At 58.9% G+C, this 18,330-nt stretch carries 16 protein-coding genes; 8 read left to right on the top strand and 8 right to left on the bottom strand.

The features are described from left to right. Positions 1-2: 2 nt before the first annotated feature. Positions 3-1,847, bottom strand: coding sequence for a peptide antibiotic resistance protein (locus A3C3_RS0100785; protein ID WP_028739280.1), 1,845 nt, complete (start codon positions 1,845-1,847; stop codon positions 3-5). Between the two features lie 8 nt (positions 1,848-1,855). After that, positions 1,856-2,299, bottom strand: coding sequence for a helix-turn-helix domain-containing protein (locus tag A3C3_RS0100790; protein WP_022712720.1), 444 nt, complete (start codon positions 2,297-2,299; stop codon positions 1,856-1,858). A gap of 402 nt (positions 2,300-2,701) precedes the next feature. On the opposite strand from A3C3_RS0100790, the gene A3C3_RS0100795 reads away from it, so the two are divergent. Further along, positions 2,702-2,899, top strand: coding sequence for a hypothetical protein (locus A3C3_RS0100795; RefSeq protein ID WP_022712721.1), 198 nt, complete (start codon positions 2,702-2,704; stop codon positions 2,897-2,899). Between the two features lie 68 nt (positions 2,900-2,967). Here A3C3_RS0100795 and A3C3_RS0100800 read toward each other — a convergent pair whose 3' ends face one another. The 5 genes from A3C3_RS0100800 to A3C3_RS0100820 all read right to left on the bottom strand — a co-directional run bounded on the left by A3C3_RS0100800 (position 2,968) and on the right by A3C3_RS0100820 (position 8,105). Then, positions 2,968-3,252 carry an acylphosphatase gene (locus tag A3C3_RS0100800; RefSeq protein ID WP_022712722.1) on the bottom strand — a complete coding sequence of 95 codons (285 nt, stop codon included), beginning with the start codon at positions 3,250-3,252 and terminating at the stop codon, positions 2,968-2,970. Positions 3,253-3,317: 65 nt separating this feature from the next. Further along, entirely contained in the window at positions 3,318-5,060 is a 1,743-nt protein-coding gene (locus A3C3_RS0100805) for a TRAP transporter large permease (protein ID WP_022712723.1), read from the bottom strand. Further along, on the bottom strand, positions 5,057-5,764 hold the full coding sequence (locus tag A3C3_RS0100810) for a TRAP transporter small permease subunit (RefSeq protein WP_033419534.1): 708 nt from the start codon (positions 5,762-5,764) through the stop codon (positions 5,057-5,059). Before A3C3_RS0100810 ends, A3C3_RS0100805 begins: the two co-directional genes overlap by 4 nt. Before the next feature lie 37 nt (positions 5,765-5,801). Further along, positions 5,802-6,944, bottom strand: a complete 1,143-nt coding sequence (locus A3C3_RS0100815) for a TRAP transporter substrate-binding protein (protein WP_022712725.1) — start codon at positions 6,942-6,944, stop codon at positions 5,802-5,804. Positions 6,945-7,181: 237 nt separating this feature from the next. After that, positions 7,182-8,105: a DMT family transporter gene (locus tag A3C3_RS0100820; RefSeq protein ID WP_028739282.1), complete on the bottom strand. Its 924-nt coding sequence runs from the start codon at positions 8,103-8,105 to the stop codon at positions 7,182-7,184. A gap of 111 nt (positions 8,106-8,216) precedes the next feature. Between A3C3_RS0100820 and A3C3_RS0100825 the strand changes: the two genes are divergently transcribed. Next, positions 8,217-9,092, top strand: coding sequence for a LysR substrate-binding domain-containing protein (locus tag A3C3_RS0100825; protein ID WP_028739283.1), 876 nt, complete (start codon positions 8,217-8,219; stop codon positions 9,090-9,092). Here A3C3_RS0100825 and A3C3_RS0100830 read toward each other — a convergent pair. Then, positions 9,067-10,059, bottom strand: coding sequence for a GlxA family transcriptional regulator (locus A3C3_RS0100830; RefSeq protein ID WP_022712728.1), 993 nt, complete (start codon positions 10,057-10,059; stop codon positions 9,067-9,069). The two genes, A3C3_RS0100825 and A3C3_RS0100830, sit on opposite strands and share 26 nt — an antisense overlap. Before the next feature lie 101 nt (positions 10,060-10,160). Between A3C3_RS0100830 and bcoG the strand changes: the two genes are divergently transcribed. The 6 genes from bcoG (at position 10,161) to A3C3_RS0100860 (ending at position 18,289) form a co-directional block, all read left to right on the top strand. Beyond that, positions 10,161-11,063, top strand: a complete 903-nt coding sequence (gene bcoG / locus A3C3_RS0100835; RefSeq protein ID WP_022712729.1) for a 3-dehydrocarnitine:acetyl-CoA trimethylamine transferase BcoG — start codon at positions 10,161-10,163, stop codon at positions 11,061-11,063. Positions 11,064-11,070: 7 nt separating this feature from the next. Beyond that, positions 11,071-12,573, top strand: a complete 1,503-nt coding sequence (locus tag A3C3_RS0100840; protein ID WP_022712730.1) for a carnitine 3-dehydrogenase — start codon at positions 11,071-11,073, stop codon at positions 12,571-12,573. Continuing rightward, the gene (locus tag A3C3_RS0100845; protein WP_022712731.1) at positions 12,570-13,730 is read left to right on the top strand and encodes an acyl-CoA dehydrogenase family protein; all 1,161 of its coding nucleotides are present in this window, start codon (positions 12,570-12,572) and stop codon (positions 13,728-13,730) included. Before A3C3_RS0100840 ends, A3C3_RS0100845 begins: the two co-directional genes overlap by 4 nt. A 4-nt stretch (positions 13,731-13,734) precedes the next feature. Continuing rightward, a complete protein-coding gene (locus tag A3C3_RS0100850; RefSeq protein WP_022712732.1) occupies positions 13,735-15,789 on the top strand; it encodes an acetate--CoA ligase family protein in 2,055 nt (684 codons plus the stop codon). A 6-nt stretch (positions 15,790-15,795) separates the two neighbouring features. After that, positions 15,796-16,578: a carnitinyl-CoA dehydratase gene (locus tag A3C3_RS0100855; RefSeq protein ID WP_022712733.1), complete on the top strand. Its 783-nt coding sequence runs from the start codon at positions 15,796-15,798 to the stop codon at positions 16,576-16,578. A gap of 121 nt (positions 16,579-16,699) precedes the next feature. Then, positions 16,700-18,289 (top strand): ABC transporter substrate-binding protein, encoded by a 1,590-nt coding sequence (locus A3C3_RS0100860; protein ID WP_022712734.1) that lies wholly within the window; start codon positions 16,700-16,702, stop codon positions 18,287-18,289. The last annotated feature ends 41 nt before the right edge of the window (positions 18,290-18,330 follow it).

Here is an 18,330-nt window from a genome sequence, read left to right on the forward strand (position 1 = left end):
TTTTAAAATCCGGCCTTTAAAAGGCCTTCTCGATAGAGGTCCCTCTGCCATTGTTCCTTGAAAGGAACGACAGAGAGCCATTTCTCGACATCGAAAACAGGATTCAGTGCTTCGGCGCGTTGCCGGTAAAACTGTGCCCGCTTTCGATCGCCGATCATCGCAAAGCTCGCCGCCGCGATCCGGTGAGCCGGTGCCTTGTCTTTCATTGCTTCCACGTAATCGATTGCGTCTTCATACTGCTCAAGAAAGTAACAGGCCCCTGCGGCGCACCAGAGATAGGCGTCGGGCGATATCGGGTTGAGCGAGATCGCCTTTTTGATCTTCGACAGCGCGTCCCCCGGGCGCGACGCATGTACAAGCGTGTCAGCATGGCTATAGATGACGTCGGCAAAATGCGGACTCAATTCCTCCGCCAGACTGAGGGCGGAAACGCTGTGATCGACGTCGCCGAGATAAAGCTTGGTGACCCCCAGTTCTCGATGTCCGCCGGCAAATATCGAATCCCCTTCGATGGCCTTCTCAGCGCTCGTTTCCGCCAGGCGCAACAGCTCTTCGTTTCCCTGCGCGGTCACAAGCCACTCGCTCGTATAGGTGCGGGCAAGGCCGGCAAGTGCTGGCGAGAAGTTGGAATTGTGCCGGAGAGCCTCCTTGAAGGCGCTACGTGCCTTGCGGATGTGAGGCAACGTCAGTTTGCCCATCAAGCTCGCGCCAACGAGATAGGAATGATACGCTTGAGGATTGGCCTCGATGTTCAATCTGGCCTGCTCGTTCTTCGCCAGCTCCTGCACCAGGGAAAAGGTCAGCCTCTGGGCAATGAGCCGCCTTTGTGTCGGCAGTGCATCCGATGTCATCGTAAAGCGCGTTGCCCAGATGACCTCGTCGGTGGGAAAATAGATAAGCTGGGCATAGAGCCCCTCAGTCGAAAGCCGCGTTTCAAGGAGATAGGAGATCGAATGCCGCGCAACGACCTGGGCTTTGTCCGAATCGCGACGAATTTGCTCGGCCGTGTGCGGTGCGACAATAGAAATGTTGCGAAGCGCGCAAAGCTCGATGGTGACGTCTTCGATCAGGGCGTTGGCAATAGCGAGCCCGGCAACATGTCCCTGCGGAATTGGCGGAAGCAGCACGACTCGAGGAAGGACTGACGACGACGGCTTGCCAGGCTCGATGCGAACGAGCGCGTCTTGCGGGCTCGATGGCAGGGCGTCGATTTTTGGCCTGCTTGCCTTTTCACGCCTATCCTCGTCAGCCAGGTTGGTTCCAGGTAGCCGGCGAAGCATTTCCCTGATTTCTTCATCGCCCGGATCATTCTCCAGAAGATAAAGGCCCGCGGTGGATATTGCCCGGACATCATCGTTGATTTGGGCATGTGGCAGGGCGTTAAAGAGCACTTCGCGCAGCTTCAATCTATGATTCCGACGCTCTGCCGTGATCCAGTTGTCGATCGACCTGGTTGAGGGTTTCACGCTTGCCATGAAATCCCGCTGAAGCAGGTCGCTGATCGCTCTCAATCGCCCCAATGGGGGCATTGCGCTGTCGAGAGCCTGAAGATCGACGGCAAGAGCCTCCGTGCGAAGCCGGATCGAACTGGAGGTGATCTGAAGCAGCGCCGCGTTCGTATCGTCGTCGATCTGTCGAATACGCGAGATCAATTTGCGCAGGTTAAGTCCCGACAGCTCGGCCTCGGCGTCGGCCCATAGAAACTCCGAGAGCTCATGACGGCTCAGTTCATGGGTCTTGCGGCTGAAGAGATAGGCGGCCATCACCAGGCCTTTGGCCGGATAGCGAATGGCGTTGCCATTCGCATCGCTCAGTCGTAGATCGCCAAATGTCTGCAGGTACAGCACCAAAGTGTTTATCCTCGCTCGGGCTCTATCTGACTGGAACTGTCGCGATGGTTCTCGACCGGGTTTGCAGAGCCAAGGCTTCTGGTAAGGGCAAGCAGTTTTTGACGGACGTTGGGATCTTCGATTGCCAGAAATGCCCTGCTGAGTGCCACTCCCTCCTTCGACGTCATAAACAGCGTGACATCATCCGTCTCCCGCGGCGGCTCGACATCGGGTGACGCGCTCGCATTGTTTTCGAAAAAGAACCCGACGGGGACCTTGAGAATTTCGGCAATCCTCTGGAGCCTGCTGGCACCAATTCGGTTCATGCCCTTCTCGTATTTTTGCACCTGCTGAAATGTAATACCCAAGGCGTCCGCTAAACTGCCCTGGCTCAAGCCAAGAACCTTGCGCCGGAGCCGCAGACGACCACCTACATATACATCAATAGCATTTGGAGATTTCGCCTTCACGGGGCCCCCTCATGGCTCATGCGACGTGCATCATGATGCATTCCGTCAAAAATGCAACTAAAGGTGATCTTTTCTCGAACGATATTCTTGGCGTCCCACCAAGGACCGTCTTAATGTTATGCAACCAAGTCTAACTGGTTTCAATCTAAGGTACATGACTTGGCAATAGACGTGCGACGCGTCCCAGGGCAGCTTGTTTTAGCATGAAATACTATACTGCTATTTAAAATTGTGTCACGTCGATTTCACGCATCGCCGCCAATTTTTACAGTTATGCTTCCTACGTCAATATTGGGGGCTTTCGGCCGATGGGGGGCGAGCAATCGCAGCGTCAGCGAGTTTTTCTATTGGGTCGATGCATTGTCGGTGATCACCACCGCTAAGATCGGAGTTATGAGAACTATGGAATTACCTTCTATACAGGTCAATCATGCCGATCGTCTTTTTGCCTGCCGGCAGAAGATCGAAGAGGCCGTTCACGAGATCATTTTCAGCGAGAGGCTAATGGAGTTTTCGGCAGCAGAGATCGCCATGGCGGTCGCTGATATCGCTGACGATTATATCCTGACGATTGCCAAGCAGAAATCGGCAACGCACTAGCCGGGCTTGTCATCGGATATCAGCGTTTGACGTCTGGGGCGCAAATGCCTCTTCGAAGGCCGTCAGCCTCAGCTCGTGATCCGGAAGTCCGATGGCGCCTCATCCAAGGAGGCCTGTTCGGTCACGACACTGGAAACGGACGCGCCGGCGGGTCCGTTCCAAAACTGTTTCAACATTGCGGAAACCGCCGCATCCTGTCCGGCGATCAATGCGGTCACAGAGCCGTCATCTTCGTTTCGCACCCAGCCGGTCAAGCCGAACCGCTGTGCCTGGGTCTTTGTCCATATGCGGAAGCTGACGCCCTGGACCCTTCCCGATATGTGCACGAGCGTCGCCTTGCGATCATCCGTCATTGACCACCTCCCTCAAAAGGAAATGCAAGCATCTTCTGTGCCAGAAGAACGGCGCAGAGCATCTTTCAGTCGTAGAGATAGTTCGGAAGCCAAAGTGCCATTCCCGGCCATATATACATGATGACCATGCAGAGGATGACGATCAGCATGTAGGGCATCATACCTGCAAAGATCTGGTTGAGCGTGACGTGCGGCGGTGAAACGCCCTTGAGATAGTAAGCCGACATCGCCACCGGCGGCGACAGGAAGGCTGCCTGCAGATTGACGAAGATGAGGACGCCCCAAAGGATGGGATCGATATCGAAGTGTCTCAGCATCGGCAGGAAGATCGGCACGAAGATAATGATGATCTCGGTCCATTCCAGCGGCCAACCAAGAATGAAGATGATCGCCTGCGACAGGATCATGAACTGCACCGGTGTCAGCTCAAGCGCCAGAACCCATTCTTCGATCAGCGCCTGACCTCCCAGAATGGCGAAAACGGCGGAGAAAAGCGCGGAGCCGACGAAGAGCCAACAGACCATCGCCGTCGTCTTCGCCGTCAGGAATACTGCCTCCTTGGTGCGTTTCCAGTTGAGCGTTCGGGCCTGGAATGCCAACAGGAAGGCGCCGGCCGCGCCGACTGCGGCAGACTCGGTTGCTGTCGTGATACCGAACAGGATGACGGCGAGCACGACGATAGTGAGGACCGCGAGCGGCATGACGGAAGACACCAGAAGCTTTATCACCTGAAGCCGCTCCGCACCCATGTTGTAGTAGTAGCGGGAAAGAGCCGCAGCAGCGATTGCTGCAACGAGTGCGAACGACACGTAGAAGCTCGTCGCCGTGCCATTGACCATGGCCGCGCCGGCATCCACCGCGGGCGCTCCGAGCTGCTCCAGCCCCTCCGGGGCTTCCGCCTCTCCAGAGGCCTGTGGATGGATAACAACATACCACCACACCAGCAGCAGCGTGAACGCAGTCAAGGCGAAGGGCACGAGGGCTGCACAGAAATTCTTGAGGAGCGTCCAGTAGTTGAGCCGTCCCTCAGCCGTTTCGAGTGCCATCGCCTTCGATGGCGAGGTCAATGCGCGCACAAGACCGAGCATCATGTTTTGCGAATAGGCCGCCTGAAGACTGCGCATCCAGCTTGCCACCGGAACCCGCGTCTGCTCCTCCGGCAAGGCGGGCGCGATCCTCGGATTGATCGCCGCCCAGGTGAGAATATAGGCGAGATAGAGGAACGCGAGGAAGAAACCGGGAAACATCGTGGCAGCGTAGAGCTTGACCACGGACTGCCCAGCAACCGCCGCATAGACAATGATCATCACCGAGGGCGGGATCAAGATGCCCAGCGTACCGCCAGCGGTTATGACACCGGAGGCAAGCTTCACGTCATAGCCCGCTCGCAACATCGGGCTCATGGCGATCACCCCCATCAGCACGACAACGGCGCCGACGAGACCGCTCGCAATCCCCCAGAACGTGCACACGATCAGGGTTGCCACGGCAAGCGACGCAGGAACGCGCCGGAACGACAGCTGGATGCTGTAGAACATCTTGTCGACCAGCGCGCCGCGCTCCATCACGTAACCCATCAATACAAAGAGCGGGATGGAGATCAACACGTCGTTGGTCATTGCCCCGTAGGTGCGCTGAACCATCAGATCGAAGACGCGATTGTCGATCCAGTGCTCGGCGGGATTATAGAAGGCGTAGAAGCCGAAAAGCATGCCGAGCCCCATCAGCGTGAAGGCGGTCGGGAACCCCATCATGATGACGACCACGATGAGAAGCAGCATCATCAGCCCGAGGAACGGATCGCTCACGTTTCGATATCTCCCCCCATTCCCCGTTGCCGCGCTGCCCTGTCTAGGTCGTGGGCCCGCTCGATCGCTGCCTCGCGCGTCTTTGCGTCTACGTGCTCGCTTTGCGCAAGCTGCTCGGCAACAACGTCAATCTCCTCCACGTCCTTGAGCCGGGCCGGCCACTCGCCGGTCCTCAGGCAGACGATGCAGCGAAGGATTTCGGCAAGCCCCTGCAGCATGACGAGCGCGCCTGCCACCGGAATGACCGTCTTGAAGTAATAGATCGGCGGGCCTTCTGCGGTCACCGTCGAATGCTCGCCGATCCGCCAGGAAAGCGCCGCATAGTCATAGCCGGCGTAAACAAGGGCGGCGACGCCAGGCAGGAAGAAGAGGACGTAAAGGACGAGATCGAGCCCAGCCTGGATCCGGGGCCTTAGCGAGCTATAGACGAAATCGCCGCGCACATGCGCATTCTGCGCCAGTGCGTAGGCTCCGGCGAGCATAAACAGGGTACCATAGAACATGTTGCTGGCGTCGAAGATCCATGCCGTCGGCATGTTCAGGATGTAACGCTTGAACACCTCGACGCAAACGAGCGTCATCAGGCCGATGATGAGCCAGGCCGAAGCTTTTCCGACCCACACGCTGACTGCATCCACCCTGAGCAGAAAATGCTGAACGTTCACGCGTGCCCCCGGGAAAGAGCATATCCTCACTGCAAGCATCACCGGGGCTCCTGCCCGGTGATGCTTGAATCATACCTCAGAGTTCCTTTGCCACCCCGTTCGGTCCGAAGTAGTGATCAAAGACCAAACGCCGGCCGACGACGGTGTCCTGCTCCCATCGCGTTGCCCGCTCTGCGAAGGCGATCTGCGATTGAAGAATCTCCTTGAACAGCGGGTTTTCGCCGGCCTTCTTCTTCACCACCTCGTCGTAGACCTCCAGTTGCCTTTTGAGGATCGCCTCCGGAGTCTTGTAGAACTTCACCTTGTCGGTCGTCTGCATCTCGACATAGTCTTTCGAATAGCGGTCGATCGCCTTCCAGGCCATGTCCTGAGACGCCGCCTCAACGGCATTGGTGATGATTGCCTTCATCTGTTCGGGCAAGCCGTCATACTTGGTCTTGTTGAACATGACCTCGAATTGCTCGGCATTCTGGTGATAGCTTTGCAGCATGCAGATTTTCGAAACGTCTGGAAAACCGAGGACCCGGTCGGATGAGGCATTGTTGAACTCGGCCGCGTCAAGCAGACCACGGTCAAGCGCCGCGACGATCTCGCCACCCGGCAAAGCGTTGACCGCCGCCCCAAGACCGGTGAAGACGTCGATCGAAATGCCGACGGTGCGGAATTTCAAGCCCTGGATATCCTCGGCCTTGGCGACCGGCTTCTTGAACCAGCCGAGCGGTTGTGTCGGCATTGGGCCATAGGGGAACGAGACGACGTTCGCGCCGATCGATTCATAAAGCTTGGCGAGCAGCTCCTTGCCGCCACCATATTTATGCCAGGCAAGCAGCATGTTGGCATCCATCGCAAAGCCTGGACCCGAGCCCCAGAGCGCCAGCGCCGTCTGTTTGCCGTAATGATAGACAAGCACGCCGTGGCCGCCGTCGAGCGTCCCCTGGGAGACTGCATCGAGCAGGCCGAAGGCCGGCACAACGGCACCCGCCGGCAGTACCTCGATCTTGAGATCACCGCCGGTCATGTCGTTGACCTTCTGTGCAAAATCGAGTGCGAACTCGTGAAAGATATCCTTGGAAGGCCAGGTGCTCTGCCAGCGCATGTTGACCGGTCCCTGTGCCTTGACGACGCTTGGCGCCGCCATCATCGCCGCGCCGGCCACGGCTGCGCCGCTTAGGAATTTACGGCGCGACGTTTTCCCCTCGACCTGGGTTCTGCGTTTCATTTCTTCCTCCCGAAAGCATGGGCTTTTCTCGCCCTTTGATGGGCGGGATGAGGAAAGGGCATGCCGTGTCCGACCGCGTCCCGCTCATGATCTAGGTTCTTAACTTGAGATAATACTCCTCAACGAGCCCCAAGCAAAGATTGCAGAAATGGCCACTTGAGCATTTCCTCAAATCCGCGCGAGTAATCGAAGGAAAACAGGCGATCGGGAAGGTGGTTGGTGAATATCAGCCTAGTTCTAGAAAGGAGAATTCTCAGCCTTTGCGAGCATCCGGCGGCCGCGGCGGAAGTCGATGATCGTATGTGAGAGCACGGCAGCCAGGATGATTGCACCGCCCAAGAACGTGGCGGCCGGCGGTTTTTCGGCAAAGAACAGCCAGACCCAGAAAGGTGTCAGAATGATTTCCATGGTGCCGACAAGGGCAGCTTCCGCCGGCGGCATACGTCGTGCACCCGCAAGGAACAGAACCAACGCAATGGCAAAATTCGTAGCCCCGAACGCCGCAAGCACGACCCAGTTGTGAAGATCAAGGGAACCGATCGAACCAAAAGGTGCAAAGAGGATAAGGGTGAGAAACGCACTGACGATAGTCGGGGGAAGGCTTGGCACATCGGGGTTGATGCGGGGAATGATGATGACAAGGGCAAATGAGACGGTCATTCCGAGCGCCAGAAGGTCGCCGGTTCCTGTACCGCCGCCGATTGAAGAGGCCACGATGACCGCAACTCCCGAGAAACAGACGCCTCCGGCAACGAGGGTTCGCCTTGCGACTTTCTCCTTCAGGATCAGCCAGCCGAAGAGGGCGGCAATGAACGGGGCGGTGGCGTAGATCATCGTGACGTTCGCAACGCTGGTCATATAGAGTGCGCCGATGAAGCAGGCCTGACTGAAGGTCTGACATCCAATCATCGCAAGACCCGAGGGATGGAAGACCGAGCGCCATTGACGCCTGGAAAAGCCGCCTTCCAGGAAGAGGCTCGGAACCAGGAGAAAAAGACCGCCGAACAGCGAGCGCCAGGCGATTGTCGTCCACACATCGACGGTCAAAAGCCGCGAATAGAGGCCACTGGCGCTCCAGGCAAGAGTTGCGGCGACCACAAGAGCAATGCCTTTTTCGTGCTCGCTGAGCGCGAAGGATCGTGCCTGAAGGTGGATGGTCATGCGGGATGCCTTGGGACGAGACTGAAGCGACATGATCTGTGTGCGCCCCTCATTGACATCAGGCAAACGAATAGTAGAGATGTCTGCCATCGGATTTCTTTGTGGCTGCCCATGCGTGAACCAATTGAAAGCGATCTGCTGCGGACCTTTCTGGTTGTGACCGAAACGTCGAACTTTTCGGCCGCTGCCCAGCGCATCGGCCGGACCCAGTCGGCTGTCAGCGCTCAGGTGAAACGACTAGAGGACACGATCGGCGAAACGCTTTTCGAAAGAGGCGCGCGCGGCGTTGCTCTCACAGGCGCTGGAACGCGGCTCCTTCCCTATGCCCGACGGGTGATCGACCTTCTGAACGAGGCAACGGCGACGATCCGGACCAAGCCGCTGGACGGGCCTGTTCGCATCGGTATCCCCGAAGAATATAGTCAGACCGTATTGCCGGCCGCACTTGCTGCATTCTCAGTGCGCCACCCGGCCGTCGAGGTGACGATCTCTTGCGATTACACATCCCACAATCTCGCAGCGCTCGAACGCGACGAACTGGACCTCGCCGTCGTCTTCGACTGGAGCAATCAGATCAACGGCGAGGTACTTTGCATCGACCCTACGGTTTGGGTGACCTCGCTGGTGCATCGGTTGCACGACGCCGATCCGCTGCCGATCGCAATCTACAGAAATTCAACCTGGTGTCGCGATTTTGCACTTCGTTCGCTGGAGCAGCACGGCCGCAGATATCGCATTGCCTTCATTGCCGATACAAGTTCCGGACTGAAGAACGCGGTCGCCGCCGGGCTTGCGGTAACCACGCTATCCCGTAGCAACATCCCGCCCGGATGCCGGGAACTGACGAGTGCTGACGGGTTTCCGCTGGTCGATTCATCCCGGGTGGTATTGCGCCGCAGCCGGCATCATTCCACCGCAGCGATCCGGGAACTGGCCGAAAGGGTGCGGGAGGCCTTCCAGCCTATGGCCGCCCTTGCGCCAACATGATGCGACGGCGAAGGCGTCGCCGGGTGTCGGAGGGGCTTTCGGAGAAGCTTGCCCGGTAGCTCCGGGCAAAGGCGGAAGCCGAATTGAAGCCAGTTGCGGCGGCGATATCGGCAAAAGATGCCTTGGTCTCGATCACCTTGCGACGGGCAGCATTCAACCGCAGCGCCAGATAGTGCACATGTGGCGGCGCCCCAATGCTCTCCTGAAAGAGCCCCTGCAGGTGGCGCGCGCTGATGCCGACGCGGCGCGCAAGCCTGGCCAGAACCAGAGGCTGCTCGATGTTGTCTTCCATCAACCGGATCGCGTGAGCGACGCGCGGATCGCGCATCCGCAAACTGACCGTCGATGGAGAAAGCTCGTGCTCGGAATGGAAATTCGCTTGTTCGTAGCTGAAGAGCCGGCTGACCTCCAGCGCCAGCGAATAGCCTTGCCGCTGCCGGATCACCTCGAGCATCAGATCGACGGTCGGCAATGAGCCGGCGGTGGTCAGCCGCTTGCCATCGATGACGAAGCGGTCCCTTGAGGCACGAACTTGCGGGTAGGCGAGTGCGAAATCTTCGAAATCCTCCCAGTGTATAGTTGCAGAATAGCCATCAAGAAGGCTTGCTTCGGCAAGCAGCCACGTGCCGGATTCGATGCCGGCAATCATCGTTCGGTAGCGAGCAGCCTGTGAAAGCTGCATCTTCAGGGTCAAAGTGGCATTTTGCCGCCAGTTGTAGCTTGCGAGCACGAAGAGCGGCGCCGTATCGGCCGTTGCCTTGAAGGGCGCGCAGGCGGGAACGGGGATGTCGCTGGTGGTTGGAGCGGGATCGCCATCCGGGGTCAATAGACGCCAGCGATAGATCTCGCTGCCGGCAATGCGGTTGGCGCCTCGCAACGGCTCGATCACCGAGGCGATCAGGATCAGGTTCGTTTCCGGCAAAATCAGAAGGTCGATATCGAGCCGTTCTGTCGATCGCCTCAGCATGGACTCTCCACGATTTCCGAAACTGTATCATCTAGTTCCGTTATTGCAAAGCAATGGCCGGGGCTTTGCCGCGTAATGGTCTCAATACGAGGGAGAACAAGATGCCTCTTGTGATGAACCGCGATGTCTTCATCACCTGTGCCGTGACCGGCGCCGGCGATACGGTCTCGAAATCCAGCCACGTTCCCGTTACTCCCAAGCAGATCGCGGATTCCGCGATCGACGCCGCCAAGGCTGGGGCGGCAGTCGTTCACTGCCATGTCCGTGATCCGGACACCGGTACCGCAAGCCGGCGCAACGACCTCTACAGGGAAGTCACCGATCGCATCCGCTCCGCCGAAATCGATGTCGTGCTCAATCTGACGGCCGGCATGGGCGGCGACCTGATTTTCGGCAATGTCGAAACGCCACTGCCCCTGAACCCAAAAGGGACCGACATGGCGGGCGCCAGCGAGCGCGTCAGCCATGTCGGCGAATGCCTGCCGGAAATCTGCACGCTCGACTGCGGCACCATGAACTTCAGTCTCGGCGACTATGTCATGACCAATACGCCAGGCATGCTGCGCGCGATGGCGAAAAAGATGACCGATCTCGGTGTGCGGCCAGAAATCGAGGCGTTCGATACCGGCCATCTCTGGTTCGCCAAACAGCTTGCCGAAGAAAGCCTGATCGAGGACCCGGTACTGATCCAGCTCTGCATGGGTATCCCGTGGGGGGCGCCGGACGATCTCAATACCTTCATGGCGATGGTCAACAACGTGCCGCAGAGCTGGACCTTTTCGGCCTTCTCGATCGGCCGCAACGCCATGGCCTATCCGGCAGCGGCTATTCTCGCCGGCGGAAACGTTCGCGTCGGCCTCGAGGACAATCTCTATGCCGGCAAGGGCGTGCTTGCCACCAATGCACAGCTTGTCGAAAAGGCAGTGCAGGTGGTCGAAGGCATGGGCGCGCACATCATCGGACCGGAAGAGGTCCGAAAGAAGCTGAAACTGACGAAGCGCTGAGGGCCGGATGATCAGGATCAACAAGGCAGCCTGCATAGGCGGCGGCGTCATCGGCGGCGGATGGATTGCTCGCTTCCTTCTGGCCGGTATAGACGTTGACGTCTTCGATCCACATCCTGACGCGCGCCGCATCATCGGCGAGGTCCTCGCCAATGCCGAACGGGCCTATGCGATGCTGACAGGCGCGCCACTGCCAAAACGCGGCAAGTTGGCCTTCTGCGGCAGCCTGGAAGAAGCCGTCGTCGATGCCGACTGGATCCAGGAAAGCGTGCCCGAACGGCTCGACTTGAAGCGTAGCGTGTTAGCCCAGATCGACGCGGCAGCGCGACCGGACGCCTTAATTGGCTCCTCGACGTCGGGCCTGCTGCCGAGCGATCTTCAGCAGGACATGCAGTATCCGCAACGCCTCTTCGTCGCCCATCCCTATAATCCGGTCTATCTCCTGCCGCTGGTCGAGATCGTCGGCGGCGAGAAGACGGCGATGGCGACGATCAAGGCAGCGATGGAAAAATTGCCGCCAATTGGCATGAAAGGCGTTCACATCGCCAAGGAGGTCGAGGCTTTCGTCGGCGACCGCCTTCTCGAGGCGCTCTGGCGCGAAGCCCTCTGGTTGATCCACGACGATATCTGCACAGTCGAGACACTTGACGACGTGATCCGCTATTCCTTCGGCCTGCGATGGGCACAGATGGGTCTCTTTGAGACGTATCGGATTGCAGGTGGCGAGGCTGGCATGCGCCACTTCCTCGCACAGTTCGGCCCCTGCCTCGCATGGCCCTGGACGAAGCTCACCAATGTGGTCGATCTTGACGACGCGCTCGTCGAAAAGATCGGCCAGCAGTCCGATGAGCAGGCAGAAGGCCGTTCCATTCGTGAACTCGAACGAATTCGCGACGAGAATCTCGTCGGTATCCTTCAGGCCCTGAAGGGGTCCAATGGCGGCAAGGGCTGGGGTGCTGGAAAGCTGCTTAAGGATTTCGAGCACGCGCTTTGGGCAGCGGGCGGAGCGACGAAGGCATCATCCGATCTTTCACAACCGCTGCGACTGGTCGAAACCAAGGTCAGCCCCGCATGGGTCGACTATAATGGCCATATGACCGAGCACCGTTACCTGCAGGTTTTCGGCGACACTTCGGATGCCCTCCTGCGCCTCATCGGTGTTGATCTCGCTTATGTTGAGGCGGGGCAAAGCTATTATACGGTGGAGACCCATATCCGCCATCTCGCAGAGGCCAAGCTCGGTCAGGCAATCCACGCGACCTGTCAGGTGCTTTCAGTCGATGAAAAGCGGTTGCAGGTGTTCCACACGATCCATGACACGGCGACCGGCGAGGCGATTGCAACCGCCGAGCACATGTTGCTGCATGTCAACACAAGGGCCGGCAAAGCGATACCCGCCGCAGCCGGGGTGCTTGAGAAAGCCGGGGCAATCGCCGCGGCCCATGCGGCTCTCCCCCCTCCTGAAGGAGCCGGCCGCCACGTCGGTCAGAAGCGTTGGAGTTCGTCATGAATTTTGCTCTCAACGAAGAACAGGAGATGATCGTCAAAACGGTCCGCGGCTTCGTCGAAACGGAAATCTATCCGCACGAAAACGCCGTCGAGCGCACCGGCGTCGTCGCGCCTGAACTTGGCCAGGCGATCCGGCGCAAGTGTATCGAACTCGGCTTTTACGCCTGCAATTTCCCTGAAGAGGTTGGCGGCGCCGGGCTTGACCATACCACTTTTACTCTGGTGGAGCGGGAGCTTGGCCGCGGCTCCATGGCCCTGACGGTCTTCTTCGGTCGTCCCTCGGGTATTCTCATGGCCTGCGAAGGTGACCAACGGGACCGGTATCTGCTGCCGGCTGTGCGCGGCGACCGGATCGACGCGCTTGCAATTACCGAGCCGGATGCCGGTTCGGACATGCGCGGCATGAAGTGTGCGGCCCGCCGCCATGGGAGCGATTTCATTCTCAATGGCACGAAGCATTTCATCTCGCATGCCGACGTCGCCGATTTCGTCATCGTCTTTGCCGCAACCGGCGAGGAGGAGACACAGAAGGGCACGAAGAAGAAAATCACGGCCTTCCTCGTCGACCGCGGCACGCCGGGCTTCGAGATCCTCAAGGGATACGATTCCATATCGCATCGCGGCTACCACAATTGCATCTTGAACTTCACCGATTGCCGGCTTCCCGAAAGCCAGGTGCTGGGCGGGATCCATCGCGGTTTCGATATCGCCAATGAATGGCTCTACGGCACGCGACTGACAGTCGCCGCCACCTGCGTCGGAAGGGCCCGGCGCGTCTTCGACATGGCCCTTCCCTACGCTGCCGAGCGAAAGCAGTTCGGCAAGCCGATCGGGGCCAATCAGGGCGTTTCTTTCAAACTCGCGGACATGATCACCGAGATCGATGCGGCCGATTGGCTGACGCTTGCTGCAGCCTGGCGGCTCGATCAAGGTATCGGCGCCAACCGCGAGATCGCCTCGGCAAAGCTCTACGCTTCCGAAATGCTTGCGCGCGTAACTGACGAAGCGATCCAGATCTTCGGCGGGATGGGCCTGATGGACGATCTGCCGATTGCCCGTTTCTGGCGGGATGCGCGCGTCGAGCGCATCTGGGACGGCACGTCCGAGATCCAGCGCCACATCATCAGCCGTGAGCTACTGCGGCCATTCGGAGCATGAAACGATGACCCAGCGCGCGCTCGACCGCCTGCTCAGACCTCAAACGATCGCCGTCTTCGGCGGTCGCGAGGCGCATCGGGTTATCGAGCAGTGCGACCGAATGGGGTTCGGTGGCGACGTCTGGCCCGTCCATCCAAAACTCGAAGAGGTTCATGGACGGCGCTGCTATCGTTCGATCCTGGAACTGCCCGCCGTGCCAGATGCCGCGTTCGTCGGCGTCAACAGGATGCTGACACTCGACATCGTCAGAGATCTTGCTGCAAGAGGAGCAGGCGGTGCGGTCTGTTACGCATCGGGCTTCAGCGAGGCGGCCGGCGAATTGGCCGACGGTGCGGATCTGCAAAGACGCCTGCTGGAGGCGGCCGGCGACATGCCGATCCTCGGGCCGAACTGCTATGGCCTGATCAACGCTCTTGATGGCGCATTGCTCTGGCCCGACCAGCATGGGATGCAACGTGTCGACCGCGGCGTTGCAATCCTTACCCAGTCTTCAAATATCGCGCTCAACATGACCATGCAGACGCGTGGCCTGCCCATCGCCTATCTGGTCACGGTCGGCAACCAGGCGCAGACGTCACTTTCTAGCGTCGCCTACGCGCTGCTCGAGGACCCTCGCGTCACCGCGGTCGGGCTTCACGTAGAGGGTTTCGGAAGCCTGCCTGCGCTCCAGGAGCTCGCGCTACGAGCACGCGAGCTGAAGAAGCCGGTTGTTGCACTGAAGGTCGGGAAATCCGAGCAGGCGAAACGAGCGACGGTTTCTCATACGGCTTCGCTTTCCGGCAGCGACGCGGTCGCCGATGCCGTTCTTGGCCGTCTGGGGATCGGCCGTGTCGGCTCATTACCGGAATTGTTGGAAACGCTAAAACTCCTGCATGTTGCCGGACCGCTTACCGGCAATGCGATTTCCTCGATGAGCTGTTCAGGTGGTGAAGCGTCGCTCATGGCAGATGCCGCCGTCGGTCGCGCCGTGGAATTTCGCGCCTTGCGGCCTGGGCAGGTGGCGCCGCTTCGCCTCGCGCTCGGGGAAATGGTCACCCTTTCCAATCCCTTGGACTACCACACGTTTGCGTGGGGCGATCTCGGTCGCCAGACGGACGCTTTTACAGCAATGTTTGAGGGCGGCTATGCGCTCAATCTCGTCGTGCTTGATTTCCCGCGGACCGACCGATGCGATGCTACCGACTGGACGACGACGGTCGATGCGATCGTTGCCGCTTCAGCCTCCACCGGTGGGCTTGCAGGCGTTGTCGCGACGCTTCCCGAAAACATGCCTGAAGATCGTGCCGTCGGCCTGATGACGAGAGGCGTCGTGCCTTTTTGCGGCATTTTCGAAACGCTTGCAGCAACTGAAATCGCAAGCCGCATCGGTCGGGAGTGGAGCGTTCCACCAGGGCCACGTCTTCTCGACGTGCCACAAGTCGAAGGCGAGATCGAAACGTTGGATGAAACCCATGCAAAGGCGGCGCTCTCGGCCTTTGGCTTCCCCGTCCCTGCCGGTTTCGTTGCGAATTCTCCGCAAGAGGCGATGGAGCGCTCGGACGAGCTAGGCTATCCCGTCGCGCTCAAGGGGCTCGCCATTGAGCACAAGACCGAGGCGGGTGCGGTGGCGCTCAACTTAAAGGACGCAACGGCGGTATTTGACGCAGCCACATCGATGAACGGCACCAAGGCATTCCTGGTCGAAAAGATGGTGGAGCACAGCGTCGCAGAGCTGATCATTGGAGCAACACGCGATCCTGTCTTCGGGTTGACGCTCACAGTCGGTTCGGGCGGAATTTTGGTGGAATTGCTTGAAGATTCGGCCATTTTGTCGCTTCCAACGACAAGAACAGCGATAACAGAGACGATTTCGCGTCTGAGGATCGGAAAATTGATCAACGGCTATCGTGGCCGTCCAAAAGGCGATCTCGAAGCGGTTGTCGTCGCTGTCGCAGCAGCGGCAGATTATGTCGTAAAGAATGCCGCGCATCTGGAGGAACTGGACATTAATCCGTTGATGGTTCTTCCTGAAAACAAGGGGGTTGTCGCAGTCGACGCCCTTATACGGCGAAGGAGGTAGCAGAAGTTGAGCAGCTCCATTCGCACGAGACGCGACGGCGGCATTTTCGAGGTCATCATAGACCGGCCGAAAGCGAACGCCATCGATCTTGCAACGAGCCGCGAGATGGGCGTTCTTTTCCGCGACTTTCGAGACGATTCAGCCCTGCGCGTGGCAATCATTTCCGGAGCCGGCGAAAAATTCTTTTCCGCAGGCTGGGATCTCAAGGCGGCAGCGGCGGGCGATGCCGTCGATGGCGACTACGGCATCGGAGGCTTCGGCGGGATGCAGGAACTGCGCGATCTTAACAAGCCGATCATCTGTGCGGTCAACGGCATCTGTTGCGGCGGCGGATTGGAAATTGCCCTTTCGGCGGATTTGATCGTCGCGGCTGAACATGCGACCTTTGCGCTGCCGGAGATCCGCTCGGGAACGGTTGCCGATGCAGCTTCCGTCAAGCTTCCCAAGCGCATCCCCTACCATATCGCAATGGACATGCTCCTGACCGGGCGCTGGCTCGATGTTCACGAGGCCCATCGCTGGGGCTTCGTGAACGAGGTCGTCGCGGCCGGCAAATTGATGGACCGTGCGTGGGAACTTGGCCGGCTGCTCGAAAGCGGACCGCCGCTTGTCTATGCCGCAATCAAGGAAATCGTGCGCGACGCGGAGGGAACAACGTTTCAGACTGCCATGAACAAGATCACGAAACGGCAGCTTGCAACAGTCGATACCCTCTATTCGAGCGAAGACCAATTGGAAGGCGCGCGGGCTTTCGCGGAGAAGCGAACCCCAAAGTGGAAAGGAAAGTGACGAGGCGGCGGCAACCGCCATTTTTCCCGCATGATCTCGGGCGGCGCAGGCGGAAGAGGAAACCGCATGCCGCCAGTTGCCCGAAACTTCTATCAACACATCAAGAAGAAGGAACAGGGGAATGAACGGCTATACGAAATATCTCACAAGTCGCGTGACTGCCGGTGGACTGAGCCGCCGTGAATTCATCGGACGTGCCATGGCAGCAGGCATCACGCTGGCTGTTGCCGATAAACTCTTCACTGAAAACGCACAGGCAGCGGAGCCGAAGCGTGGCGGTCATCTGAAGCTCGGCCTCGAAGGTGGGGCGGCAACCGATTCCAAGGATCCGGCAAAATTCCTGTCGCAGTTCATGTTCTGCGTCGGCCGCTGCTGGGGCGATATGCTGGTTGAATCCGATCCGCTGACGGGGGCTGCAGTCCCTGCGCTTGCCGAATCCTGGGAGCCGTCGAAGGATGCGGCGACCTGGACCTTCAAGATCCGCAAGGGCGTCAAATTCCACGACGGCAAGGAATTGACGATCGACGACGTCGTCGCGACGCTGAAGCGCCACACGGACGCCAAGTCCGAATCCGGCGCCCTTGGCGTGCTGGGATCGATCAAGGATATCAAGGCGGATGGCGGCAATCTCGTGTTGACGCTGAGCGAAGGCAATGCCGATATGCCACTGCTGCTCACCGACTATCACCTGGTGATCCAGCCAAATGGCGGCAATGACGATCCGCTCGCCTCGATCGGCACCGGCCCCTACAAGCTGACGAGCTTCGAGCCGGGTGTTCGCGCAACTTTCGAGAAGAACAAGGACGACTGGCGTTCCGACCGTGGTTATGTCGATTCCATCGAAATCATCGGCATGAATGATGCTACCGCCCGTATCGCGGCGCTGTCATCCGGCCAGGTGCACTACATCAATCGCGTCGATCCGAAGACGGTCGAACTTTTGAAGCGCGCACCGAACGTGGAGATTCTGTCGACCTCCGGCCGCGGCCACTACGTCTTCATCATGCATTGCGATACCGCGCCGTTCGACAACAATGACCTGCGCCTTGCCCTGAAATACGCCATGGATCGTGAAACCATGGTCAAGAAGATCCTTGGCGGTTATGGCAAGGTCGGCAACGATTTCCCGATCAACAATACCTATGCGCTGTTTCCCGAGGGCATCGAGCAACGTGCGTATGATCCCGACAAGGCGGCATTCCATTACAAGAAGTCCGGTCACAGCGGCTCTGTTCTGTTGCGCACCTCCGAGGTGGCCTTCCCGGGTGGAGTCGATGCGGCCGTTCTCTATCAGGAAAGCTGCAAGAAGGCGGGCATCGAGATCGAGGTCAAGCGCGAGCCCGGCGACGGTTATTGGACCAATGTCTGGAACGTCCAGCCCTTCTCGACGTCCTATTGGGGCGGGCGGCCGACGCAGGACCAGATGTATTCCACCGCCTATCTGTCGACAGCCGACTGGAACGACACGCGCTTCAAGCGTCCGGATTTCGACAAGCTGCTGTTACAGGCGCGCGCCGAACTCGATGAGACCAAGCGCAAGGACATGTACCGGACCATGGCGATGATGGTGCGTGACGAAGGCGGACTCATCCTGCCGATGTTCAACGACTTCGTGAATGCTTCCACCAAGCAGGTAAAAGGCTATGTTCACGATATCGGCAACGACATGTCGAACGGTTACGTCGCGACCCGCGTCTGGCTGGACGCCTAGCACGTGAAGGGGTTAACGCCCCTCATCTTTAACGCAGCCAG

It is taken from the genome of Rhizobium mongolense USDA 1844 (assembly GCF_000419765.1).
Taxonomy (GTDB): Bacteria; Pseudomonadota; Alphaproteobacteria; order Rhizobiales; family Rhizobiaceae; genus Rhizobium; species Rhizobium mongolense.

Coding starts and splice junctions, on each gene's coding strand:
- A3C3_RS0100795 (WP_022712721.1), top strand. CDS start 2,702: ATGGAATTACCTTCTATACAGGTCAATCATGCCGATCGTCTTTTTGCC.
- A3C3_RS0100800 (WP_022712722.1), bottom strand. CDS start 3,252: ATGACGGATGATCGCAAGGCGACGCTCGTGCACATATCGGGAAGGGTC.
- A3C3_RS0100810 (WP_033419534.1), bottom strand. CDS start 5,764: ATGCTTGCAGTGAGGATATGCTCTTTCCCGGGGGCACGCGTGAACGTT.
- A3C3_RS0100815 (WP_022712725.1), bottom strand. CDS start 6,944: ATGAAACGCAGAACCCAGGTCGAGGGGAAAACGTCGCGCCGTAAATTC.
- A3C3_RS0100820 (WP_028739282.1), bottom strand. CDS start 8,105: ATGACCATCCACCTTCAGGCACGATCCTTCGCGCTCAGCGAGCACGAA.
- A3C3_RS0100825 (WP_028739283.1), top strand. CDS start 8,217: ATGCGTGAACCAATTGAAAGCGATCTGCTGCGGACCTTTCTGGTTGTG.
- A3C3_RS0100830 (WP_022712728.1), bottom strand. CDS start 10,059: ATGCTGAGGCGATCGACAGAACGGCTCGATATCGACCTTCTGATTTTG.
- bcoG (WP_022712729.1), top strand. CDS start 10,161: ATGCCTCTTGTGATGAACCGCGATGTCTTCATCACCTGTGCCGTGACC.
- A3C3_RS0100840 (WP_022712730.1), top strand. CDS start 11,071: ATGATCAGGATCAACAAGGCAGCCTGCATAGGCGGCGGCGTCATCGGC.
- A3C3_RS0100845 (WP_022712731.1), top strand. CDS start 12,570: ATGAATTTTGCTCTCAACGAAGAACAGGAGATGATCGTCAAAACGGTC.
- A3C3_RS0100850 (WP_022712732.1), top strand. CDS start 13,735: ATGACCCAGCGCGCGCTCGACCGCCTGCTCAGACCTCAAACGATCGCC.
- A3C3_RS0100860 (WP_022712734.1), top strand. CDS start 16,700: ATGAACGGCTATACGAAATATCTCACAAGTCGCGTGACTGCCGGTGGA.